Below are 17,606 nucleotides of genomic sequence, written 5' to 3'. Positions count from 1 at the left end.
AATAAAACTGAATTTAAATGGAATGAGCCCGATGGAATATCGAGCTCATTATTACAAATCTAATAACTAAATTCGTCCAAACTTTTGGGGGCAGTCCATTAATCGCTGCCTTTTGATTTAATTATCTATGACTGAAATGCATAGCCGGATGTTTTAGAATTAAAATTACTTTCGTGCTGGTATCTCTTAAGTTTATGATAAGAAACATAAGAGACAATCAGAATTGCAAAGATGAAAAGAGGAAAAACAGTTTGCGCACCGAATCCGTCAACTGCCCAATGACTGATGCAAGCGAAAATGAAATCAAATGCAAAACCTGCATAAACCCATTCTTTAATTCTTTGGGGTAATTTAGGAATAATCAAGCCCAGAGATCCCAGAATCTTAAAAACAACAAGCGCATTTCCAAAATATTCGGGATAACCCAAATGCCTGATTCCTTCTTTTGCAAGTTCAGTTTGAGATGTCAGGGCAGGCATTACACCTTCAAACAAAAAGATTAATACTGTTGCGGACCAGAATACAATTTTAGTTCTTTTTATAGTTGCCATATTTTTAGTTTTTAGTGATAAGACAAATTTCGTTCAACTTATACTATCTGAGAGGGTGTAAATGTGACAATATAACGGGTGTTTTACGGCAGTTTATGCTGTAACGTTTTAACGCAAATTATAACAAACCTTTGAATGCGGCAATAACCGGGAGCAGATATAACTAGTTTTAATGAATTATAAAAAAATTTGTAAGGGGAAATAATAATCGTAATATTGCGATATATATGGGAGCGACCAAGTCAGAAATATTCACTGAAGAGCAGAACAGATTGGCTCAGCTTTTAAAAGCGCTTGCTCATCCGGCAAGAATTGCCATTTTACAACATATTATAAAAAGTCGGGCCTGTATTTGCGGCGATCTGGTAGATGAACTTGGACTGGCACAGGCAACTACTTCTCAGCATTTAAAAGAACTCAAAAACGCGGGACTAATTCAGGGAACAATAGAAGGAGCAAGTGTATGTTATTGCATCAATCCTCAAACCTGGAAAAACCTTGGCAAAGAAATCAGTGAATTTATTGCCGGTTATAAAGGGGCAACAGACTGCTGTTAAAAATTTTTATCATATATCATCGTAATATTACAATAAATAAATTAAATAAAATCATGAAAACAAACGAAGAAGTGAAAGAACTCGTAAGGCAGAAATACAGTGAAATTGCATTACAGGACAAGGTAACAAACGAAACTTCCTGCTGTGGTTCAGGATGTTGCAGCACGGAAGTGTATAATATAATGAATGAGGATTATACAGAGCTTAATGGTTACAATCCGGAGGCTGATCTTGGCTTAGGCTGCGGTTTGCCCACACAGTTTGCTCAGATAAGAAAAGGAGATCTGGTAATTGATCTGGGCTCAGGTGCAGGTAACGACTGTTTTATTGCTCGTGCAGAAACAGGGGATGCTGGTAAAGTGATCGGCATTGATTTTACTGAAGCCATGATTAACAAAGCACGTGAGAATGCAGAAAAACTTGGTTTTAATAATGTGGAGTTTCGTCAGGGAGATATTGAAAAAATGCCCGTAACGGCTAATACGGCCGATGTTATTGTAAGTAACTGCGTACTTAACCTTGTACCGGATAAGGAAAATGTTTTTAAGGAGATTTTCAGAGTGTTGAAAACAGGTGGCCATTTCAGTATTTCTGACATTGTATTATCAGGTCATCTTCCGAAAAATATTCGTGAAGCAGCAGAAATGTACGCCGGTTGCGTTTCAGGAGCAATTAAAAAAGAAGAATATCTGGAGATTATTAAGAGAACAGGATTTACGTCCATATCCATTCAGAAAGAAAAGGCAATTACTATCCCGGATGATATTTTAAGTAATTACCTCAGCGCTGAAGAAATAGAAGAATTTAAATGTGGTGAGACTGGGATTTTCAGCATCACGGTTTATGCAGAAAAACCGGCCGAAACAAAATCGTGCTGCGGGCCGGACTGCTGTAGTTAACTGCTAAGTGACCTACATGTATTCTTTTTAACAAGAAGAGATTCACCTAAACACCAAATTAGTGCTTTCAATTTCTGAAATTCAATGAATTTCTTCTTGTTATTATTTATAAAGAATCCAACAAACTGGTTCTTCTTATTCAATTTGCCCCTTCCTGCTCCAACGGATATCCTTTTTCTATCCAGTCAACTTTAATATTGGTTGGCAGATTTAACAGATGTGCATTGGTAAAGCCCAATTCTTTTACTGCTTTAAAAGCCGGGCGTATATTAGGGCATTTACCAAAAGGGCAACAGCCACAGTAAAAAACTATTGGAGTTTCTTTTGACAAACTCTGAAGCGTCTTCTTAAAATCTTCCAGGTTTTGCGCCTCTTTTACAGGGCCGGTGCTTCGAGCTCCTTTTATAGCATTCACCTGCCCGATATTAAAAATCAGTGGTTTGGCAGCTTTGTCATCTTTCATCAGCGCAGCCAGTTGAGATGGTTCTATCAGATCCTCAGCAGTCCAGGGATCATGCTGATGAGGGGCCTGCAATGTGGGTATAGTTTGTGCGATGGCTATTGAAGCCGTTAAAATTAGGAAACTGAAAAGCAAAAAGATAAAACGATTTTTCATTCTTATTCTAAACTTATATATCAATAAAGGTAGCACTTTATCGAATATCAATCGCTTGTTTTTCTCTTAATATAAATCTTGCCTATTAGGCAATTTAAAATCCTATAATTTAATAAACATGTGCCAATTGCGTTTGTAGTATTAGAAACACGTTTTCTTAATGGATATAGTTCCACTTAATAATAGTCCTGTTCCCAAGGGGATTTTAATGGCTATTGGCGGTCATGAAAACAAAGGAGAAGAACCTGAAAAGAAATCACAGCAAGACAATCCAAATCCTTTAGAGATATTACAAACTTTTGTTGATCTGACGGGAAAAGAAAAAGGAAAAGCGGTAATAGAACTTATCACATCTGCCAGCAGTAAGGAAGATGAACTGTTTCAGGATTATGTGAACGTCTTTAAAGAAATCGGCATAAAAAAAATCCGTCAAATACACCACAAAACACGTCAGGACTTATTGAATGACAACCTGAAAGAACGCATAAAAGAAGCAGATGCCGTGTTTTTTGCCGGCGGAGACCAGTTAAGGCTTACTTCCATTTATGGCGGTACAGAATTTCTTCTTTTGTTAAAGCAACGCTATATAAACGAACATTTTGTAATAGCCGGAACCAGCGTAGGTGCAATGGCGCTTTCAACTCCAATGATCTATACCGGAAACCAGGATGTTCAGGAAATAGTTGGTGAAATAAGGATTACTACCGGACTGGAGTTTTTAAAAGATGTTTGTATTGATACTCATTTTACAGATCGGGCCCGGTTTGTAAGGATGGCGCAGGCAATTACCACAAATCCTACCTGCATCGGCTTGGGAATAAGTGAAGATACGGCACTAATAATCAGAAACGGACGGGAAACTGAAGTATGCGGCAGCGGAATAATTATAGTAATTGACGGCTTTAATATTACAGACTCAAATATTTTGGATTACGACAAGAAAGTACCGCTCTCGGTGAAAAATTTACGGGTGCATTTATTAACCCGGGGAGATACGTTTAATATCCCGCAAAATAACCCGCCTCATATTTAATAAAATTTGTGGCTATACAGAATAAGCATTTGATTAAACAAAAATTACCTGAAACATACAAAGAGAAGTTCTTTGTTCAGCATTCTTAGTTCCAGCAAAGTATCTATGCTTTCAATGTTTCTTTCTAGGCAGATATCAAGATTAGTAATAAAATTATCGGAAGCAAAGCCGGTATCAACAAGTTCCAGATCGTCAAGCAGGTCGTTTATAAAAAACCATTCATTAGCCGAAATGCTTATAAGTTCTTCTAGGCTTGCAGCGCTGGCAAAACAGTTTATATCCCCGTTAAACTTTTTAAATATTTCTACTTTACGCAGGGTGATCATTCTTTTTGTCAGGCTTACGGTAATAATTGGGTACACAATATCCGTATATATTTTCAATTGATCAACATTCCCTTAAATGATAATCCATGTGCTGTAGAGCAGATCAGATGCTTATAATATACAGCCTGAGTAGGATGAGTAAACAAGGGGTTAATGATATTTTTTTGAGGGAAAGTGTTTATAAGTTAAAGTACGTTTAGCTTGCTGTGTCCATTCTAATCCTTCCTTTTCAACAGTAATTCATCACAAAGATCAAATCAAAAAACCTTTATGCGGTTTTTGAGTTCCTTTTTTGATGGAAAAACACATTTATGAAACCGGACTTATAGGAAATTGCGCTTTCCTGGCTCATGTACATAAAAACACCAATATCGAATGGATGTGCTGGCCCCGATTTGACAGTTCATTTGTTTTTGGCGGATTGCTTGATAAACAAAAAGGCGGCGAGTTTTCCATTTTACCGGTTTCTGAGAATTATACCTCTAATCAATATTACCTGGAAAATACCAATGTGCTCTGTACCGAAATTACCTGTGCAAACGGGCGCTATCGTATTACTGATTTTGCTCCTCGTTTCCAGCAGTTTGACCGGTTTTTTAAGCCCTTAATGCTTATCAGGAAAATAGAGCCCATAGAAGGTACTCCACGTATCAAAGTTACCTGCAGGCCTGTTTCTGATTACGGCGAAAAGAAGCTGACCCCATTGCAGGGCAGTAATCATATTAAATATGTAGGTGATGAACACATCCGGCTTACTACCAATATTCCGATAAACTACCTCGTTGAAGAGCAGTTTTTTGTCCTTAATGAAACTAAATACTGCCTCCTTTCATACGGCGATTCTTTTGATGCACCTTTAATCAGCACAGCCGATAAATTTCTTCGTGAAACCATTGCTTACTGGCGCTTGTGGATTAAACATTCAACCATTGCAGGTTTTTACCAACAATATGTAATCCGTTCGGCGCTGGTTTTAAAGATCCATCAGTTTGAAGATACAGGAGCCATCATTGCCGCAAGCACCACAAGTTTACCAGAACATGATGGCAGTGGCAGAAACTGGGATTACCGCTACTGCTGGTTGCGTGATACATTTTATGTGATTTCATCATTAAACCACATTGGCCATTTTGAGGAGATGGAAAAATACTTCAGTTATGTTTCTGATATTTCTGTTTCTGAAGATTTTCGTTACCAACCTCTGTATGGGATAACAGGAAAAAAAGACTTAGAAGAGAAAATCGTTGATCTAGACGGATATCGTGGAAATAAACCCGTTCGAATCGGCAACCAGGCTTCAGAGCACATTCAAAACGATATTTACGGGCAGGTGATGATTTCCCTGCTTCCTTTATATGTAGACCATCGCTTTGTTTTCAGGGAAAGGCAGGATTCTGATAAATGGATAAATTTTGTACTGGATAAAATTGAGCGGACTATTGATGAGAAAGACGCCGGTATCTGGGAATTCAGGAATTTTGCCAACATTCACTGTTACAGCAACCTTTTTCAATGGGCGGGATGTGCCGCGGCGGCTAAAATGGCCCGTACCATTGGCGATAAAGCGCTCGAGGAAAAGGCCATTGCACTTCAAAATAAAGCCGCTGCACATATAGAAAGTTGTTATGATCTGGAACGAAGGGTTTATACAAATGCTGTGGGGAGCCAGCATCTGGATGCCAGTACGCTGCAACTGATCATGATGAATTACCTCGATCCGGCATCAGATAAGGCAAAAGATCACTTAAAAGCGCTTGAGGCAGAACTTAAAACACCCCGCGGGCTTTTTTACCGCTACCTTCATGCCGATGATTTTGGAAAGCCAAAAACTACATTCCTTATCTGTGCCTTCTGGTACGTAGAAGCATTGGCTACAGTAGGGCGAATAGACGATGCTGTAAGGGAGTTTGAAAACCTCCTGCAATACTCCAATCATCTTTTGTTATTCAGCGAAGATGTAGACGAAGCAACCGGAAGCCAGTGGGGTAACTTTCCCCAGGCTTACAGTCATGTGGGCTTGATGAATGCTGCGTATAAAATAGCCATGAAATTAGATCGTCCCGTATTTCTTTAATACGGGATTGTATTTTTACTTGACAGGCTTTTGAGTAGTTGTCTTACATCCTGAAAGTCAGAAAGGTAATATTTTGCCGCAGATTTGTTGGTTCCCACCTTTACAGAGATGGCCTGTTCAGGTAAAGCTTTAAAAATATCTTCATCTGTGTGGTCATCTCCTAAAGCCATAATAAAATCAAAAGCCGTATTTTCCAGCCAGCTTAGCGCCGCCATCCCCTTGTTAACTTCCATGTTCTTTATTTCAACTACCTTGTTGCCGGGTAAAAGCTGCAAGCCTTTATCAGAGGTGTAATAGCTGAGGTTATTCAGTAATTCGTTTGCACGTAATTCACCGAGGCCGCCTTCAACCTTACGGTAATGCCAAACCAGCGAAAAGCTTTTTTCTTCTATAAATGAACCGGGAGTGCGGTCGGTATAAGTTTCAAGTATCGGAAAAATGTCCTGCTTCCAGGAATCTGTTAATCCGGGGAGTTTAGACCATTCACCTGTGTATTTCTTTTGCCAGGCACCGTGTTCGGCTATCATATCTACCGCAAAACCTTTAAACCATTCTTCAAGTGTTTGGTAATTTCTTCCGCTTATCAAAACAATCTTATTGTCAGTATCCGCAGTTAACTGCCGAAGAATATCATATAGTTCAACATCTGGTGCAGCCTGGTTTATGTTGCCTTTAAAGCCTACCAGCGTCCCATCATAATCCAGAAAAATGATTCGCTTGTCTGCATGTATATATTGTTTTTCGATATCTTCTTTTATTGCTGTATTTATTCGCTTTGTTTCCATGGATGACTGTAGTTGTTTTACTTCTTTTAATCCTGACATATAGAGTTTAACCCAATGATTTATATTAAATTTTGATACGATCTCACGCATTGCTTTCATTCGGCGAGTCTTTTCCTCTGCCGACATTTCCAGCGCTTCGGTAATTGCCCTGTAAATTTCGCCTACGTTATTAGGGTTTACGATAATGGCATCTACCAATTCTTTCGAAGCTCCCGCCATTTCACTCAGAATTAGTACACCGTCGTTGTTTACTTTGCTTGCCACATATTCTTTACAAACCAGGTTCATCCCGTCCCGCATAGGTGTTACCAGGCAAATATCCGCCGAGTAGTAGAGGGCGGATAACATTTCGAACGGGAACGAACGGTAGTAGTAATGCACCGGAATCCAGTTTAAAGTTCTGAACCGGGCATTCATGCTTCCTACTACTTTATCTATCTCATCCTGAAGTTCTTTGTATTGTGGTACGGTATCTCTGGACGGCACCACGATCATGTAAAGAACAACTTTTTCAATGTATTGAGGCTTTAGGGTTAAAAGAAGTTCAAGCGCTTGCAGACGTTCTAAAATCCCTTTGCTGTAATCGAGCCGGTCTATAGAAAGTATAAAAGTTACATTTTGAAAGGTTTCTTTAATAGTTTGAACCTGAGTTTTTACCTCTGCCTGGCCGGTCATCGCTTCGTACTTTTTAAAATCAATTCCCATTGGGAATGAATCAACTACAACGGTGCGATGATCGGTAGTAACAATGTTTGATGATGTTTGTACCGGGAGGAGGCGCTTGGCAGAATTAAGAAAATAATGTGCATCCTCGTAGGTATGAAAACCAACCAGGTCTGCACCAAGAACGCCTTCCAATAGTTCCTTTCGCCATGGTATCAGCCTGAAAAGCTCGAAAGACGGAAATGGTATATGCTGAAAAAAGCCGATAGTAATTCCCGGTATCGCTTTGCGAATTAAGTCGGGCAGCAGCAAAAGTTGGTAATCGTGTACCCACACCGTATCACCCGCCTCTAACAAAGGCAATACAACTTCACTGAATTTCCGGTTAACTTGTTTATACCAGTCCCAGTAAGTCTGATGATATTTTGCATAAGATGGGAAATAATGAAAAACCGGCCATAAGATTTCATTGGAAAACCCTTCATAATAAAAGTTTATTTCCTCTTGCGATAAAAACACGGGAACAAGATTTTCCCTTAGCAGTTTCTTGCTTACTTCTGTTTGCTGTTCTGAATTTTCAATTTCTAATCCTGGCCAGCCTACCCATAAATTACCTCCTTGTTTATAGATGGATCCCAAGCCGGTAGCAAGTCCGCCTTCACTTGGCTTTAATTTAAATCCATCTTCATTTTTAGAGATCTTAACAGGCAGCCTGTTTGATATAATGATTGTTTTCCCCATAAATATTCTTAATAATAAGCTGAAAAAAACGAGGTGGTTTTATTAAAAAAACGATTTTCCTCAGACATATTCTTTTTTAATCTGTTATAGCAAAACGAAAATTAAGGGTAAAATGTGTTACGGCACGTCAAACTATCTTGTAATCCGCAACTTTTATGGACAATCTGCAAAGCTTTTTTAACGACCTTTATACTCAATATTTAAATAAGATTCCGGACCTTATCTGGAACACGGTGCTTATTTTACTCGCTGTTTTTTGTGGAGTTATTTCGGTAACAATTATACGCCGCCTGGTTTGTTTTTATACCAAGTTTAACAGCTACTTCCTGTTCAAGTCTATTGTAAAAAACCTCGAAAAACCTGCCCGATTCTTCCTCCCGCTTTTATTTCTTAATACAGCTATGCCATTGTTCAGGTTAAGTGTTAAATCACTCAGGTTTTTAGACAAAGTAGTAGAAATAGGCTTGACAGTTTCTTTTGCAGCGCTTTTAATGGGGCTTGTTAAAATAGTTGAAGATTATGTGACTTATAAATATGATTTGAGCAAAGCTGATAATCTTAAAGAGCGGAAGATCCGGACACAGCTGCAATTTATCCGAAAGCTGGTGCATGTAGTGATTGTGCTTGTAACTATTGCTGTTATTCTTCTAAGTTTTGAGAATTTGCGCAAACTGGGAGCCGGACTTCTTACCGGTGTCGGAATAGGAGGAATAATTGTAGGTTTTGCAGCACAAAGGTCGCTTGGCAATTTGCTGGCAGGTTTTCAGATCGCTTTTACACAGCCAATAAGGATAGACGACGCATTGATAGTTGAAGGCGAATTTGGACGGGTAGAAGAAATCACGCTCACGTACGTGGTTGTGAGGCTTTGGGATGAGCGGCGCCTGATCCTTCCTATTAATTATTTTATTGAGAAGCCTTTTCAAAACTGGACACGCGTTTCGTCTCAAATTTTGGGCACTGTTATGCTTTATCTGGATTATTCTGTTCCTGTTGATGAATTGCGAACAGAATTAAATCGCCTGCTCGACTCGAATAAGCTTTGGGACAGACGCGTGGGCGTTTTGCAGGTAACAGATTCAAAGGAAAAAACGCTTGAAATCAGAGTGTTGGTAAGCGGAAGGAATTCAGGTGAAGTTTTCGATCTGAGATGTTTTGTAAGAGAAAACCTGATACGTTACATAAATAACAAATTCCCTAACAGTTTGCCTCGCAATCGAACAGAATTACTTCCCACAAGCGAGAAAATTTAAAATTATCCGGTTTATTTTGAACCAATAGGGTGAATTTTTAAAATTCTGGCATATACTGATGGTATTGTTCTTGTTAAAATTTTGTTAACCAACCCAATGTAAAACATTAATTTTTTAAGGTAATGACACGGAATAGAGCCACCTCAATTAAAAATTGGATTAAGAAAATGGGATTCAAATTGAACAAATCTCACAACCTTGCAGCTCGTTCAAAGAAAATTAAATATTATACGTTAGGAAATTTTGGCGTATATGAAGAAATCTCTACTCCTAACACTGCTACAGAGGGCAAACAGGCAGGTGAAAAACAAAAATTTATCTCCTGGACCCCCTGGGGAATTGATTTTGAAGTAAACTCTGTTAAGGAGCTTAGTAAAGCGTATTCCGAGTTTATGAAATACAACCCCGATGTTGCTATAAACTAAAGGCAGCTTAAAGCTTGAGCTGCTGAAGTTTCATAGCAAGCACTTCAGATATTCTTTTATACGATTCAAAGCTCCAGCCCGCAACGTGTGGGCTTAGAAGTACGCGTTCATTATTGACGAGTTTCTGGTACCAGGGCTGTTCTTTTAGTGCAGGAAATTTTTCTACTTCGAGAACATCCAGCCCTGCACCCAGAATTTTGCCCTCGTCTATAGCGTTGAGCAAATCGGCTGTGTTTACAATTTCGCCTCTTGCTGTATTCAGGAAGAAGATCGGTTTCCTGAAATGAAACAGGTATTCGCGGGTGACAAGTCGTTTAGTTTCCCTGGTAAGCGGGATATGCAGGCTTAAAACATCCGCATGTTTTACTATTTCTTCCATGCTTACTTCCCGGGCAAAGTCATCACTAAAACCGGTTTTGTATTTGTCATAAGCAATAACCTGAACCCCAAAACCCTGTAACTTCCGGGCAAAGCTCATTCCCATAAAACCATAACCAATAATCCCAACAGTTTTCCCTTTCAGCTCGTAACCCCTGTTGCCTTCTCGGTCCCATATTCCGTTTCGTATTTGCCGGTCGCCTTTCCTGAGGTTGTTGGTCAGTATCAGAAGCATCCCCATAGCATGTTCTCCTACAGCATCCCTGTTCCCTTCAGGGGCATTGATACAAATAATGTTCTTTTCTTTCAGGTAAACTTCATCGATATTATCGAGCCCAGCTCCTGCTCTTGCCACAAATTTCAGATTGGAAGCGGCATCAATAACCTCCCTGTCAACTCTGAATTTGCTTCGAATTGCCAGCCCTGTATAATCTGCTATTACCTGGAGCGTATCATTTAAAGTATATTCGGGGTGATTATCTACTATAAATCCTAATTTCTCGGCTTCCTGCTGGAATTCGTGATGAAGGTCATCTACAATTAAAATTCTTTTCGTATTCATACTATTTCTTCAAAGAAATGATATTGGTAAGTTGTATAAAGTCATTAACAGACAGGCGTTCCGCTCTCAGTTCCAAAAGTGGTTCATCTGTCATGTTTTCTTTTTTTATAAGGGCTGAAAGTGCATTACGCAGTGTTTTTCTGCGTTGGTTAAAGCCTGCTTTTACTACTTTCCAGAATAAGGTTTCATCGCAGTCAAGACGTTCCGTCTCGTTTCTTTTTAGCCGGATCACTGCCGAAAGTACTTTGGGCGGTGGATTAAATACCCCGGGTTTTACCGTAAATAAATATTCGACATGGTAGTAGGCCTGCAAAAAAACACTTAAAATTCCGTATTCCTTGCTTCCCGGTTTGGCGGCACAACGTTCTGCAACTTCTTTTTGAAACATCCCAACAACTTCAATTACCTGTTGACGGTTTTCGAGTACTTTAAAAAGAATCTGCGAAGAAATATTATAAGGAAAGTTACCGACAATTGCGTATTTGTTTTTAAAAATCTCCGAAAGGTCTAACTCAAGGAAATCTCCATATATCAGTTTTTTTCCCAGATGAGGATACTTTTTACTTAAAAATTCAATTGATTCGACATCAAGATCGATAAGATAAGTGTTCAGCTCTTTTTTCTGAAGTAAAATATCTGAGAGGATTCCCATTCCAGGGCCAACTTCCAGAACTTCAGCATAATTATCTTTAAAATTTAGGCTGTTAACTATTTTTTCGGCAATATTTTTATCTGTTAAAAAATGTTGTCCGAGGTGTTTTTTTGCTCTTACTGAACTCATTCCTTTGTACTGCCGCAAATTACGCAAACTTTGCTCTTAATTCCTCAGTTTCATTTCAAAGTATTTACTTTGCAGGTAATTATAAGTTTCTCCATGAGTGATAAGATTAAAATCGGTATATCTATAGGTGATTTAAACGGGATTGGTTTGGAAGTGATTATTAAAACACTTTCAAATGCCGGTATAACGGATTTTTTTACTCCCGTTGTTTACGGACATACAAAAGTGGCATCGTTTCATCGCAAAACCTTAGGTATGAATGATTTTAATTTTCATGTGATTTCCGCTGCTGCTGAAGCTCATCCCAAAAGGCCCAATATGATTAATTGCTGGACGGAAGATGTACGTATTGATTTGGGTATTGCCAATCAAACAGGCGGAAAATATGCCTTGATTTCACTTGAACGGGCAATGGAAGATCTTCTGGCCGGAAATATAGATGCTTTGGTTACTGCCCCGATTAATAAGCATACCATTCAGAGCGAAACTTTCAATTTCCCCGGGCATACCGAATATATCCAGGAAAAAACTGGTTCAGCCGATTCTCTGATGTTCCTTGTTGCAGAAGATATAAAGGTGGGTGTAGTAACAGGGCATATACCTTTGAATGCGGTAGGGGCGGCTATCACAAAAGAAAAAATACTATCAAAACTGGCCTTGATGAATCAAAGCCTTAAAACGGATTTCTGGATTCAAAAGCCTAAAATTGCAGTTTTGGGTTTAAATCCCCATGCGGGCGACAACGGACTTATCGGTACAGAAGAGCAGGAAATTATCATTCCGGCTATTGAAGAAGCCAATGAGCGTGGAATATTTACATTCGGTCCCTTCCCGGCTGACGGTTTTTTTGCAAATAATGCCTATCTGAGATTTGATGCTGTTTTAGGGATGTATCACGATCAGGGACTTATTCCGTTTAAACACATCGCTTTTCATAACGGCGTAAACTTTACTGCCGGATTGCCGGTAGTGCGCACCTCGCCGGATCATGGTACCGGATACGACATTGCAGGAAAAAATATGGCTTCGGAAGCATCTTTTACTGAGGCGCTGTTCCTGGCAATGAACATAGTAAAACGGCGCAGAGAACAGGAAGAATTAACAGCTAATCCATTGAAAATTTCAAAGCTTTCTAAAGATCGGGATTAAAATAAGTCCTTTTATAAAAAACTTTCTACACTAATTATTTTTATCTAACTTTGCAGGCTCAATTGTCGTGCTTTGAAACCGTTGCAGCAATATCGTATCCCGTTTACGGGATTAAAAATAGGAAAGCATAACTTTGAATTAGAGGTTGATGGGAAATTCTTTCAGGAGTTTGAATACTCGCTGGTAAAGAATGGAAGATTGAAGGTTGATTTGGAGTTGGACAAGCAGGAAACTATGTTGATCCTTGAATTTCATATTTATGGAGACATTTTCCTGAATTGTGATGTTTGTCTTGCTGAATATCCTTCGGCTGTAGATTTTACAGAAAGACAGATTGTTAAGTTCAGTGACGAAGATCTGGCTAAGGATACGGAAGAAATTATTGTATTGAGCAGAAATGAACACGAAATAGATGTTTCAAATCTGATTTATGAATATATCAACCTTTCAGTTCCCTATATTAACCGTTGTGACGATACAGGAAACTTAGCCTGGTGTGATAAAGAAATGATCGGGAAGCTAAATGCGCTTTCAGATCGGGAAAATGAAGAAAATGCCGGTGACGACCCACGGTGGGAGGCACTGAAAAAAATAAAAAACAAATAATTAACAATAGGAAGAGATGGCACATCCAAAACGAAAATTATCCAAGTCCAGAAGAGATAAGAGAAGAACGCATTATAAAGCAGAAGCGCCAACTTTATTTACCTGCAAAACTACTGGTGCTGTACATTTGCCTCATCGTGCTTATAATGTAGATGGCAATTTGTACTATAAAGGTAAATTAGTTATTGAAAATACCTCTATTGCATAAGGGTTTTTTCTTTAGATGAAAATTGGCTTAGATATAATGGGCGGTGATTACGCTCCCAAGGCAACAGTTTTGGGAGCGATAGAAGCCTACAAGATTCTGGACCCCTCGCACAAGCTGGTGCTGATAGGTAACAAAGAAGAAGCACATCCTTTTTTCTCTGAACAAAACTTCAATCCCGATCTTATTGAGTTTATCCATACCACCGAAACTATCGGGATGGGTGAACATGCAACAAAAGCTATTGCTCAAAAACCAAACTCGAGCATAAGTATTGGCTTTAATTTCCTTAAAGAAGGTAAAATAGATTCCTTTTCGTCAGCCGGAAACACAGGTGCTATGCTTGTAGGAGCAATGTTCAGTGTTAAAAATATTCCCGGAGTTGTTCGTCCTGCAATAGCTGCTATTGTTCCGAAATTAAAAAGTGGTTTTGGATTGATGCTTGATGTTGGCGCTAATGCCGACTGCAAGCCCGATACCTTATTGCAGTTTGGCGTACTTGGCAGTTTATATGCCGAAAACGTTTTAGGAATCCATCATCCCAAGGTGGGCCTGATGAATATAGGCGAAGAGGAAGAAAAAGGAAACATGCTTACCCAGTCGTCTCATACCCTGATGCGAGACACTAAAATGTTTAATTTTATCGGGAATATTGAGGGACGCGACCTCTTTAATGAAAAAGCCGACGTAATTGTTTGTGATGGATTTACCGGCAACGTTGTGCTGAAGCTGGCCGAAACATTTTATATCCTAACATTAAAGAAAGGCTTTAAAGACGATTTCTTTGACCGGTTTAATTACGAGCAATATGGCGGCAGCCCCATTCTGGGGGTGAACGCCCCGGTAATAATCGGTCATGGCATTTCAACTCCCGAAGCTATCAAGAACATGATTTTTCAATCGAGAGATATGATCGCTTCAAAACTTATAGAAAAGATTACAGCCGCATTTACTTAATCTGATATGCAAAAAACTTTCGCTGCAATAACAGCAGTTAATGGCTACGTACCTGATTACGTTTTAACTAACCATGAGTTAGAAAAAATGGTAGACACCAATGATGAGTGGATTACCTCCAGAACAGGGATCAAAGAACGCAGGATACTAAAAGGAGAGGGACTGGCAACTTCTGACCTGGCTGTGCCGGCCGTTAACGGATTACTGCAGAAAAGGGGAATAGGAGCCGAAGAGATAGACCTTATTATTTTTTGTACTTCTACACCCGACATGCCTTTTCCGGCAACGGCAAATATCTTAGCTGATAAAATAGGAGCGAAAAATGCCTGGGGCTACGATCTTCAGGCTGCTTGTTCAGGCTTTATTTTTGGCCTTACTACCGGAGCCCAGTTTATCGAATCAGGAAAACATAAAAAAGTACTGGTAGTTGGTGGCGATAAAATGTCATCAATAGTAAATTACCAGGACCGCACCACCTGTATACTTTTCGGTGATGGTTGTGGCGTTGTGCTTCTCGAACCAAATGAAGAAGGAAACGGGGTTATCGATTCTATCTTAAAAAGTGATGGTTCAGGTAAGAACTTCCTTAATTTAAAAGCAGGCGGATCTTTAAAACCAGCTTCTCATCAAACTGTTGATGCTAATGAACATTACGCATATCAGGAAGGGCAAACCGTTTTCAAGTTTGCCGTTACCAATATGGCAGATGTTGCGGCAGAAATAATGGAACGAAATAACCTGGCTTCAGACGATGTAGCATGGCTTATTCCGCACCAGGCAAATAAGCGTATTATTGATGCAACAGCTAACCGTATGGGAGTTGGCCGTGATAAAGTTGCTATTAACATAGAGCGTTACGGCAACACAACAAACGGCACCATACCATTATGCCTTTGGGAATGGGAAAAAAGGTTGAAAAAAGGGGATAATGTAGTACTGGCAGCTTTTGGTGGTGGCTTCACCTGGGGTTCCGTTTATTTAAAATGGGCTTATTAAACACATTTTAATTTTTTGTTTTAACTTAGATTGTCAAACTAACTTATCAAAAACTAATCCGGAAGAAAATGGATATTAAACAAGTACAGGAACTAATAAAGTTTGTTTCAAAGTCAGGTGTTAATGAAGTTTCCATTGAAGAAAAGGACTTCAAAATCACGATAAAAACCAACCAGGCTCCTACTTATGTTACCGCTACAGTTCCTGCAGCTGTACCTTTACCCTCAACTGCTTCACCGGTATCAAACCCTGTGTCAGTTCCGGCTTCTGTACCTGCCGAATCAAAAGCTCCTGCTGCTTCGGGCCAGGAAGATATATCAAAATACATCACCGTAAAATCTCCTATGATCGGTACGTTTTACCGTTCTTCAAGTCCAGATAAACCGGTATTTGTAAATGTTGGAGACGAAATTCAATCCGGACAGGTTATTTGTATCATTGAAGCAATGAAATTATTCAATGAAATTGAATCGGAAGTTTCTGGGCGAATAGTAAAAATACTTGTAGAAAATTCCAGTCCTGTTGAGTTTGATCAGCCTTTATTTCTGGTTGACCCAAGCTAATCTTTGATTATTGATCCCGGGAACTTTTCAGTTGCCCGACCATAAATCAGATCTCAAATAGAAGCTATGTTTAAAAAAATATTAATTGCGAATCGTGGCGAAATAGCTTTACGAATTATTCGGACATGCAAGGAAATGGGAATAAAAACAGTTGCCATTTACTCTACTGCCGATCGTGAAAGTTTACATGTTCGCTTTGCTGACGAGGCTGTATGCATTGGCCCGCCAGCCAGTAAAGATTCTTACCTGAATATACCTAATATTATATCTGCTGCCGAGCTTACCAATGCGGATGCAATTCATCCGGGTTATGGTTTCCTTTCAGAAAATGCTAAATTCTCTGCAATCTGCAGAGATTACGGAATCAAGTTTATTGGAGCGACGCCAGAGCAGATCAATGCCATGGGAGATAAAGCTTCAGCAAAGGATACCATGAAGAAAGCCGGCGTACCTACCATTCCCGGATCAGATGGTTTGGTTCCTGACGTGCAGGAAGGAATTAAAATTGCCAATGAAATCGGTTATCCGGTTATTCTGAAAGCAACGGCCGGCGGCGGCGGTCGCGGAATGCGGATCGTCTGGAAAGATGAAGAGTTCGAACCAGCATGGGATTCCGCAAGACAGGAGGCAGGAGCAGCGTTTGGCAATGACGGTATTTATCTTGAAAAATTTGTAGAAGATCCACGCCATATTGAAATTCAGGTAGTGGGCGACCAGTATGGAACAGTATGTCATCTTTCAGAAAGAGATTGTTCTATCCAGCGACGCCACCAGAAACTGGTAGAAGAATCTCCTTCTCCGTTCATGACCGATGAACTTCGTACGAAAATGGGTGAGGCGGCCGTTAAAGGCGCTGTTGCTGTAAAATACGAAGGTGCAGGTACTATTGAATTTTTAGTTGATAAGCACCGGAATTTCTATTTCATGGAAATGAATACGAGGATACAGGTAGAGCATCCGGTAACGGAAGAAGTTATCAACTATGACCTGATTAAAGAACAAATTAAAGTAGCAGCAGGTGTTCCGATTTCAGGGAAAAATTATATTCCTGCCTTACATGCTATTGAATGTCGTATAAATGCTGAAGATCCTTTTAATGGTTTCAGGCCTGCACCCGGCAGAATTACGCATTTTCATTCACCAGGTGGCCACGGCGTGCGGGTGGATACACATGTGTATGCAGGTTACCAGATCCCCCCGAATTACGATTCCATGATTGCAAAACTTATATGTACCGCTCAAACCAGGGAAGAAGCAATTTCAACAATGGAGCGTGCTTTAAGCGAGTTTGTTATTGAAGGGGTAAAAACTACCATACCGTTTCATATCCGGTTGATGAAGGATCCGAATTTCAGAGCAGGAAATTTTACAACGAAGTTTATGGAAAGTTTTGATTTAAATGAATATAAAGCGTAATTCAAAATCCGGTAAAAATTAAAATACGTATACCATTCTGATGTACAGAATGGTATTTTTGTTTTCTTGT

Annotated in this window: 19 protein-coding genes; 13 read left to right on the top strand and 6 right to left on the bottom strand. The window is 39.5% G+C overall.

All coding sequences use genetic code 11. The features are described from left to right. Window positions 1-125: 125 nt before the first annotated feature. On the bottom strand, window positions 126-551 hold the full coding sequence (locus ACLCDL_RS13970) for a DoxX family protein (RefSeq protein WP_423148964.1): 426 nt from the start codon (window positions 549-551) through the stop codon (window positions 126-128). Window positions 552-778: 227 nt separating this feature from the next. Between ACLCDL_RS13970 and ACLCDL_RS13965 the strand changes: the two genes are divergently transcribed. Next, window positions 779-1,108 carry an ArsR/SmtB family transcription factor gene (locus ACLCDL_RS13965; protein WP_423148963.1) on the top strand — a complete coding sequence of 110 codons (330 nt, stop codon included), beginning with the start codon at window positions 779-781 and terminating at the stop codon, window positions 1,106-1,108. Window positions 1,109-1,161: 53 nt separating this feature from the next. Further along, window positions 1,162-2,007 carry an arsenite methyltransferase gene (locus tag ACLCDL_RS13960; protein ID WP_423148962.1) on the top strand — a complete coding sequence of 282 codons (846 nt, stop codon included), beginning with the start codon at window positions 1,162-1,164 and terminating at the stop codon, window positions 2,005-2,007. 139 nt (window positions 2,008-2,146) lie between these two features. On the opposite strand, the gene ACLCDL_RS13955 is transcribed toward ACLCDL_RS13960, so the two are convergent. Further along, a complete protein-coding gene (locus ACLCDL_RS13955) occupies window positions 2,147-2,623 on the bottom strand; it encodes a rhodanese-like domain-containing protein (RefSeq protein WP_423148960.1) in 477 nt (158 codons plus the stop codon). 160 nt (window positions 2,624-2,783) lie between these two features. Here ACLCDL_RS13955 and ACLCDL_RS13950 point away from each other — a divergent pair, with 160 nt between their 5' ends. Next, window positions 2,784-3,656: a cyanophycinase gene (locus ACLCDL_RS13950; protein WP_423148959.1), complete on the top strand. Its 873-nt coding sequence runs from the start codon at window positions 2,784-2,786 to the stop codon at window positions 3,654-3,656. Between the two features lie 44 nt (window positions 3,657-3,700). Here ACLCDL_RS13950 and ACLCDL_RS13945 read toward each other — a convergent pair whose 3' ends face one another. After that, the gene (locus ACLCDL_RS13945) at window positions 3,701-4,039 is read right to left on the bottom strand and encodes a hypothetical protein (RefSeq protein WP_423148958.1); all 339 of its coding nucleotides are present in this window, start codon (window positions 4,037-4,039) and stop codon (window positions 3,701-3,703) included. 238 nt (window positions 4,040-4,277) lie between these two features. Between ACLCDL_RS13945 and ACLCDL_RS13940 the strand changes: the two genes are divergently transcribed. Continuing rightward, window positions 4,278-6,056, top strand: coding sequence for a glycoside hydrolase family 15 protein (locus ACLCDL_RS13940; RefSeq protein ID WP_423148957.1), 1,779 nt, complete (start codon window positions 4,278-4,280; stop codon window positions 6,054-6,056). Here the strand turns inward: ACLCDL_RS13940 and ACLCDL_RS13935 are convergent. Further along, window positions 6,053-8,245, bottom strand: coding sequence for a bifunctional alpha,alpha-trehalose-phosphate synthase (UDP-forming)/trehalose-phosphatase (locus ACLCDL_RS13935; RefSeq protein ID WP_423148956.1), 2,193 nt, complete (start codon window positions 8,243-8,245; stop codon window positions 6,053-6,055). The genes ACLCDL_RS13940 and ACLCDL_RS13935 overlap by 4 nt on opposite strands. A gap of 155 nt (window positions 8,246-8,400) precedes the next feature. On the opposite strand from ACLCDL_RS13935, the gene ACLCDL_RS13930 reads away from it, so the two are divergent. Both ACLCDL_RS13930 and ACLCDL_RS13925 read left to right on the top strand, forming a co-directional pair. Further along, window positions 8,401-9,498, top strand: coding sequence for a mechanosensitive ion channel family protein (locus ACLCDL_RS13930; RefSeq protein WP_423148955.1), 1,098 nt, complete (start codon window positions 8,401-8,403; stop codon window positions 9,496-9,498). A 167-nt stretch (window positions 9,499-9,665) separates the two neighbouring features. Then, complete coding sequence (locus tag ACLCDL_RS13925; RefSeq protein WP_423148954.1) at window positions 9,666-9,923, top strand: hypothetical protein; 258 nt, start codon at window positions 9,666-9,668, stop codon at window positions 9,921-9,923. Window positions 9,924-9,930: 7 nt separating this feature from the next. On the opposite strand, the gene ACLCDL_RS13920 is transcribed toward ACLCDL_RS13925, so the two are convergent. Next, entirely contained in the window at window positions 9,931-10,863 is a 933-nt protein-coding gene (locus tag ACLCDL_RS13920; protein WP_423148953.1) for an NAD(P)-dependent oxidoreductase, read from the bottom strand. Between the two features lies 1 nt (window position 10,864). Then, window positions 10,865-11,644 (bottom strand): 16S rRNA (adenine(1518)-N(6)/adenine(1519)-N(6))-dimethyltransferase RsmA, encoded by a 780-nt coding sequence (rsmA, locus tag ACLCDL_RS13915; RefSeq protein ID WP_423148952.1) that lies wholly within the window; start codon window positions 11,642-11,644, stop codon window positions 10,865-10,867. 93 nt (window positions 11,645-11,737) lie between these two features. Here rsmA and pdxA point away from each other — a divergent pair, with 93 nt between their 5' ends. From pdxA to accC, 7 genes are all read left to right on the top strand, one after another. After that, window positions 11,738-12,793: a 4-hydroxythreonine-4-phosphate dehydrogenase PdxA gene (gene pdxA / locus ACLCDL_RS13910; RefSeq protein ID WP_423148951.1), complete on the top strand. Its 1,056-nt coding sequence runs from the start codon at window positions 11,738-11,740 to the stop codon at window positions 12,791-12,793. Window positions 12,794-12,865: 72 nt separating this feature from the next. After that, a complete protein-coding gene (locus ACLCDL_RS13905; RefSeq protein WP_423148950.1) occupies window positions 12,866-13,399 on the top strand; it encodes a YceD family protein in 534 nt (177 codons plus the stop codon). 16 nt (window positions 13,400-13,415) lie between these two features. Then, window positions 13,416-13,607 (top strand): 50S ribosomal protein L32, encoded by a 192-nt coding sequence (rpmF, locus tag ACLCDL_RS13900; RefSeq protein ID WP_423148948.1) that lies wholly within the window; start codon window positions 13,416-13,418, stop codon window positions 13,605-13,607. 15 nt (window positions 13,608-13,622) lie between these two features. Continuing rightward, window positions 13,623-14,561: a phosphate acyltransferase PlsX gene (plsX, locus tag ACLCDL_RS13895; RefSeq protein ID WP_423148946.1), complete on the top strand. Its 939-nt coding sequence runs from the start codon at window positions 13,623-13,625 to the stop codon at window positions 14,559-14,561. A 6-nt stretch (window positions 14,562-14,567) separates the two neighbouring features. Beyond that, window positions 14,568-15,557, top strand: coding sequence for a beta-ketoacyl-ACP synthase III (locus ACLCDL_RS13890; protein WP_423148945.1), 990 nt, complete (start codon window positions 14,568-14,570; stop codon window positions 15,555-15,557). 68 nt (window positions 15,558-15,625) lie between these two features. After that, window positions 15,626-16,120, top strand: a complete 495-nt coding sequence (accB, locus tag ACLCDL_RS13885; RefSeq protein ID WP_423148944.1) for an acetyl-CoA carboxylase biotin carboxyl carrier protein — start codon at window positions 15,626-15,628, stop codon at window positions 16,118-16,120. 66 nt (window positions 16,121-16,186) lie between these two features. Beyond that, window positions 16,187-17,536, top strand: a complete 1,350-nt coding sequence (accC, locus tag ACLCDL_RS13880) for an acetyl-CoA carboxylase biotin carboxylase subunit (protein WP_423148943.1) — start codon at window positions 16,187-16,189, stop codon at window positions 17,534-17,536. Window positions 17,537-17,606 lie beyond the last annotated feature (70 nt).

Source organism: Rubrilithobacter danxiaensis (assembly GCF_047272945.1).
GTDB classification, from domain to species: domain Bacteria; phylum Bacteroidota; class Bacteroidia; order Sphingobacteriales; family Sphingobacteriaceae; genus Rubrolithibacter; species Rubrolithibacter danxiaensis.
Note: the sequence above shows the minus strand (reverse complement) of the source record. Positions and strands in the feature narration are given on the sequence as shown.

Coding starts and splice junctions, on each gene's coding strand:
- ACLCDL_RS13970 (WP_423148964.1), bottom strand. CDS start 551: ATGGCAACTATAAAAAGAACTAAAATTGTATTCTGGTCCGCAACAGTA.
- ACLCDL_RS13965 (WP_423148963.1), top strand. CDS start 779: ATGGGAGCGACCAAGTCAGAAATATTCACTGAAGAGCAGAACAGATTG.
- ACLCDL_RS13960 (WP_423148962.1), top strand. CDS start 1,162: ATGAAAACAAACGAAGAAGTGAAAGAACTCGTAAGGCAGAAATACAGT.
- ACLCDL_RS13955 (WP_423148960.1), bottom strand. CDS start 2,623: ATGAAAAATCGTTTTATCTTTTTGCTTTTCAGTTTCCTAATTTTAACG.
- ACLCDL_RS13950 (WP_423148959.1), top strand. CDS start 2,784: ATGGATATAGTTCCACTTAATAATAGTCCTGTTCCCAAGGGGATTTTA.
- ACLCDL_RS13940 (WP_423148957.1), top strand. CDS start 4,278: ATGGAAAAACACATTTATGAAACCGGACTTATAGGAAATTGCGCTTTC.
- ACLCDL_RS13935 (WP_423148956.1), bottom strand. CDS start 8,245: ATGGGGAAAACAATCATTATATCAAACAGGCTGCCTGTTAAGATCTCT.
- ACLCDL_RS13930 (WP_423148955.1), top strand. CDS start 8,401: ATGGACAATCTGCAAAGCTTTTTTAACGACCTTTATACTCAATATTTA.
- ACLCDL_RS13925 (WP_423148954.1), top strand. CDS start 9,666: ATGGGATTCAAATTGAACAAATCTCACAACCTTGCAGCTCGTTCAAAG.
- ACLCDL_RS13920 (WP_423148953.1), bottom strand. CDS start 10,863: ATGAATACGAAAAGAATTTTAATTGTAGATGACCTTCATCACGAATTC.
- rsmA (WP_423148952.1), bottom strand. CDS start 11,644: ATGAGTTCAGTAAGAGCAAAAAAACACCTCGGACAACATTTTTTAACA.
- pdxA (WP_423148951.1), top strand. CDS start 11,738: ATGAGTGATAAGATTAAAATCGGTATATCTATAGGTGATTTAAACGGG.
- rpmF (WP_423148948.1), top strand. CDS start 13,416: ATGGCACATCCAAAACGAAAATTATCCAAGTCCAGAAGAGATAAGAGA.
- plsX (WP_423148946.1), top strand. CDS start 13,623: ATGAAAATTGGCTTAGATATAATGGGCGGTGATTACGCTCCCAAGGCA.
- ACLCDL_RS13890 (WP_423148945.1), top strand. CDS start 14,568: ATGCAAAAAACTTTCGCTGCAATAACAGCAGTTAATGGCTACGTACCT.
- accB (WP_423148944.1), top strand. CDS start 15,626: ATGGATATTAAACAAGTACAGGAACTAATAAAGTTTGTTTCAAAGTCA.
- accC (WP_423148943.1), top strand. CDS start 16,187: ATGTTTAAAAAAATATTAATTGCGAATCGTGGCGAAATAGCTTTACGA.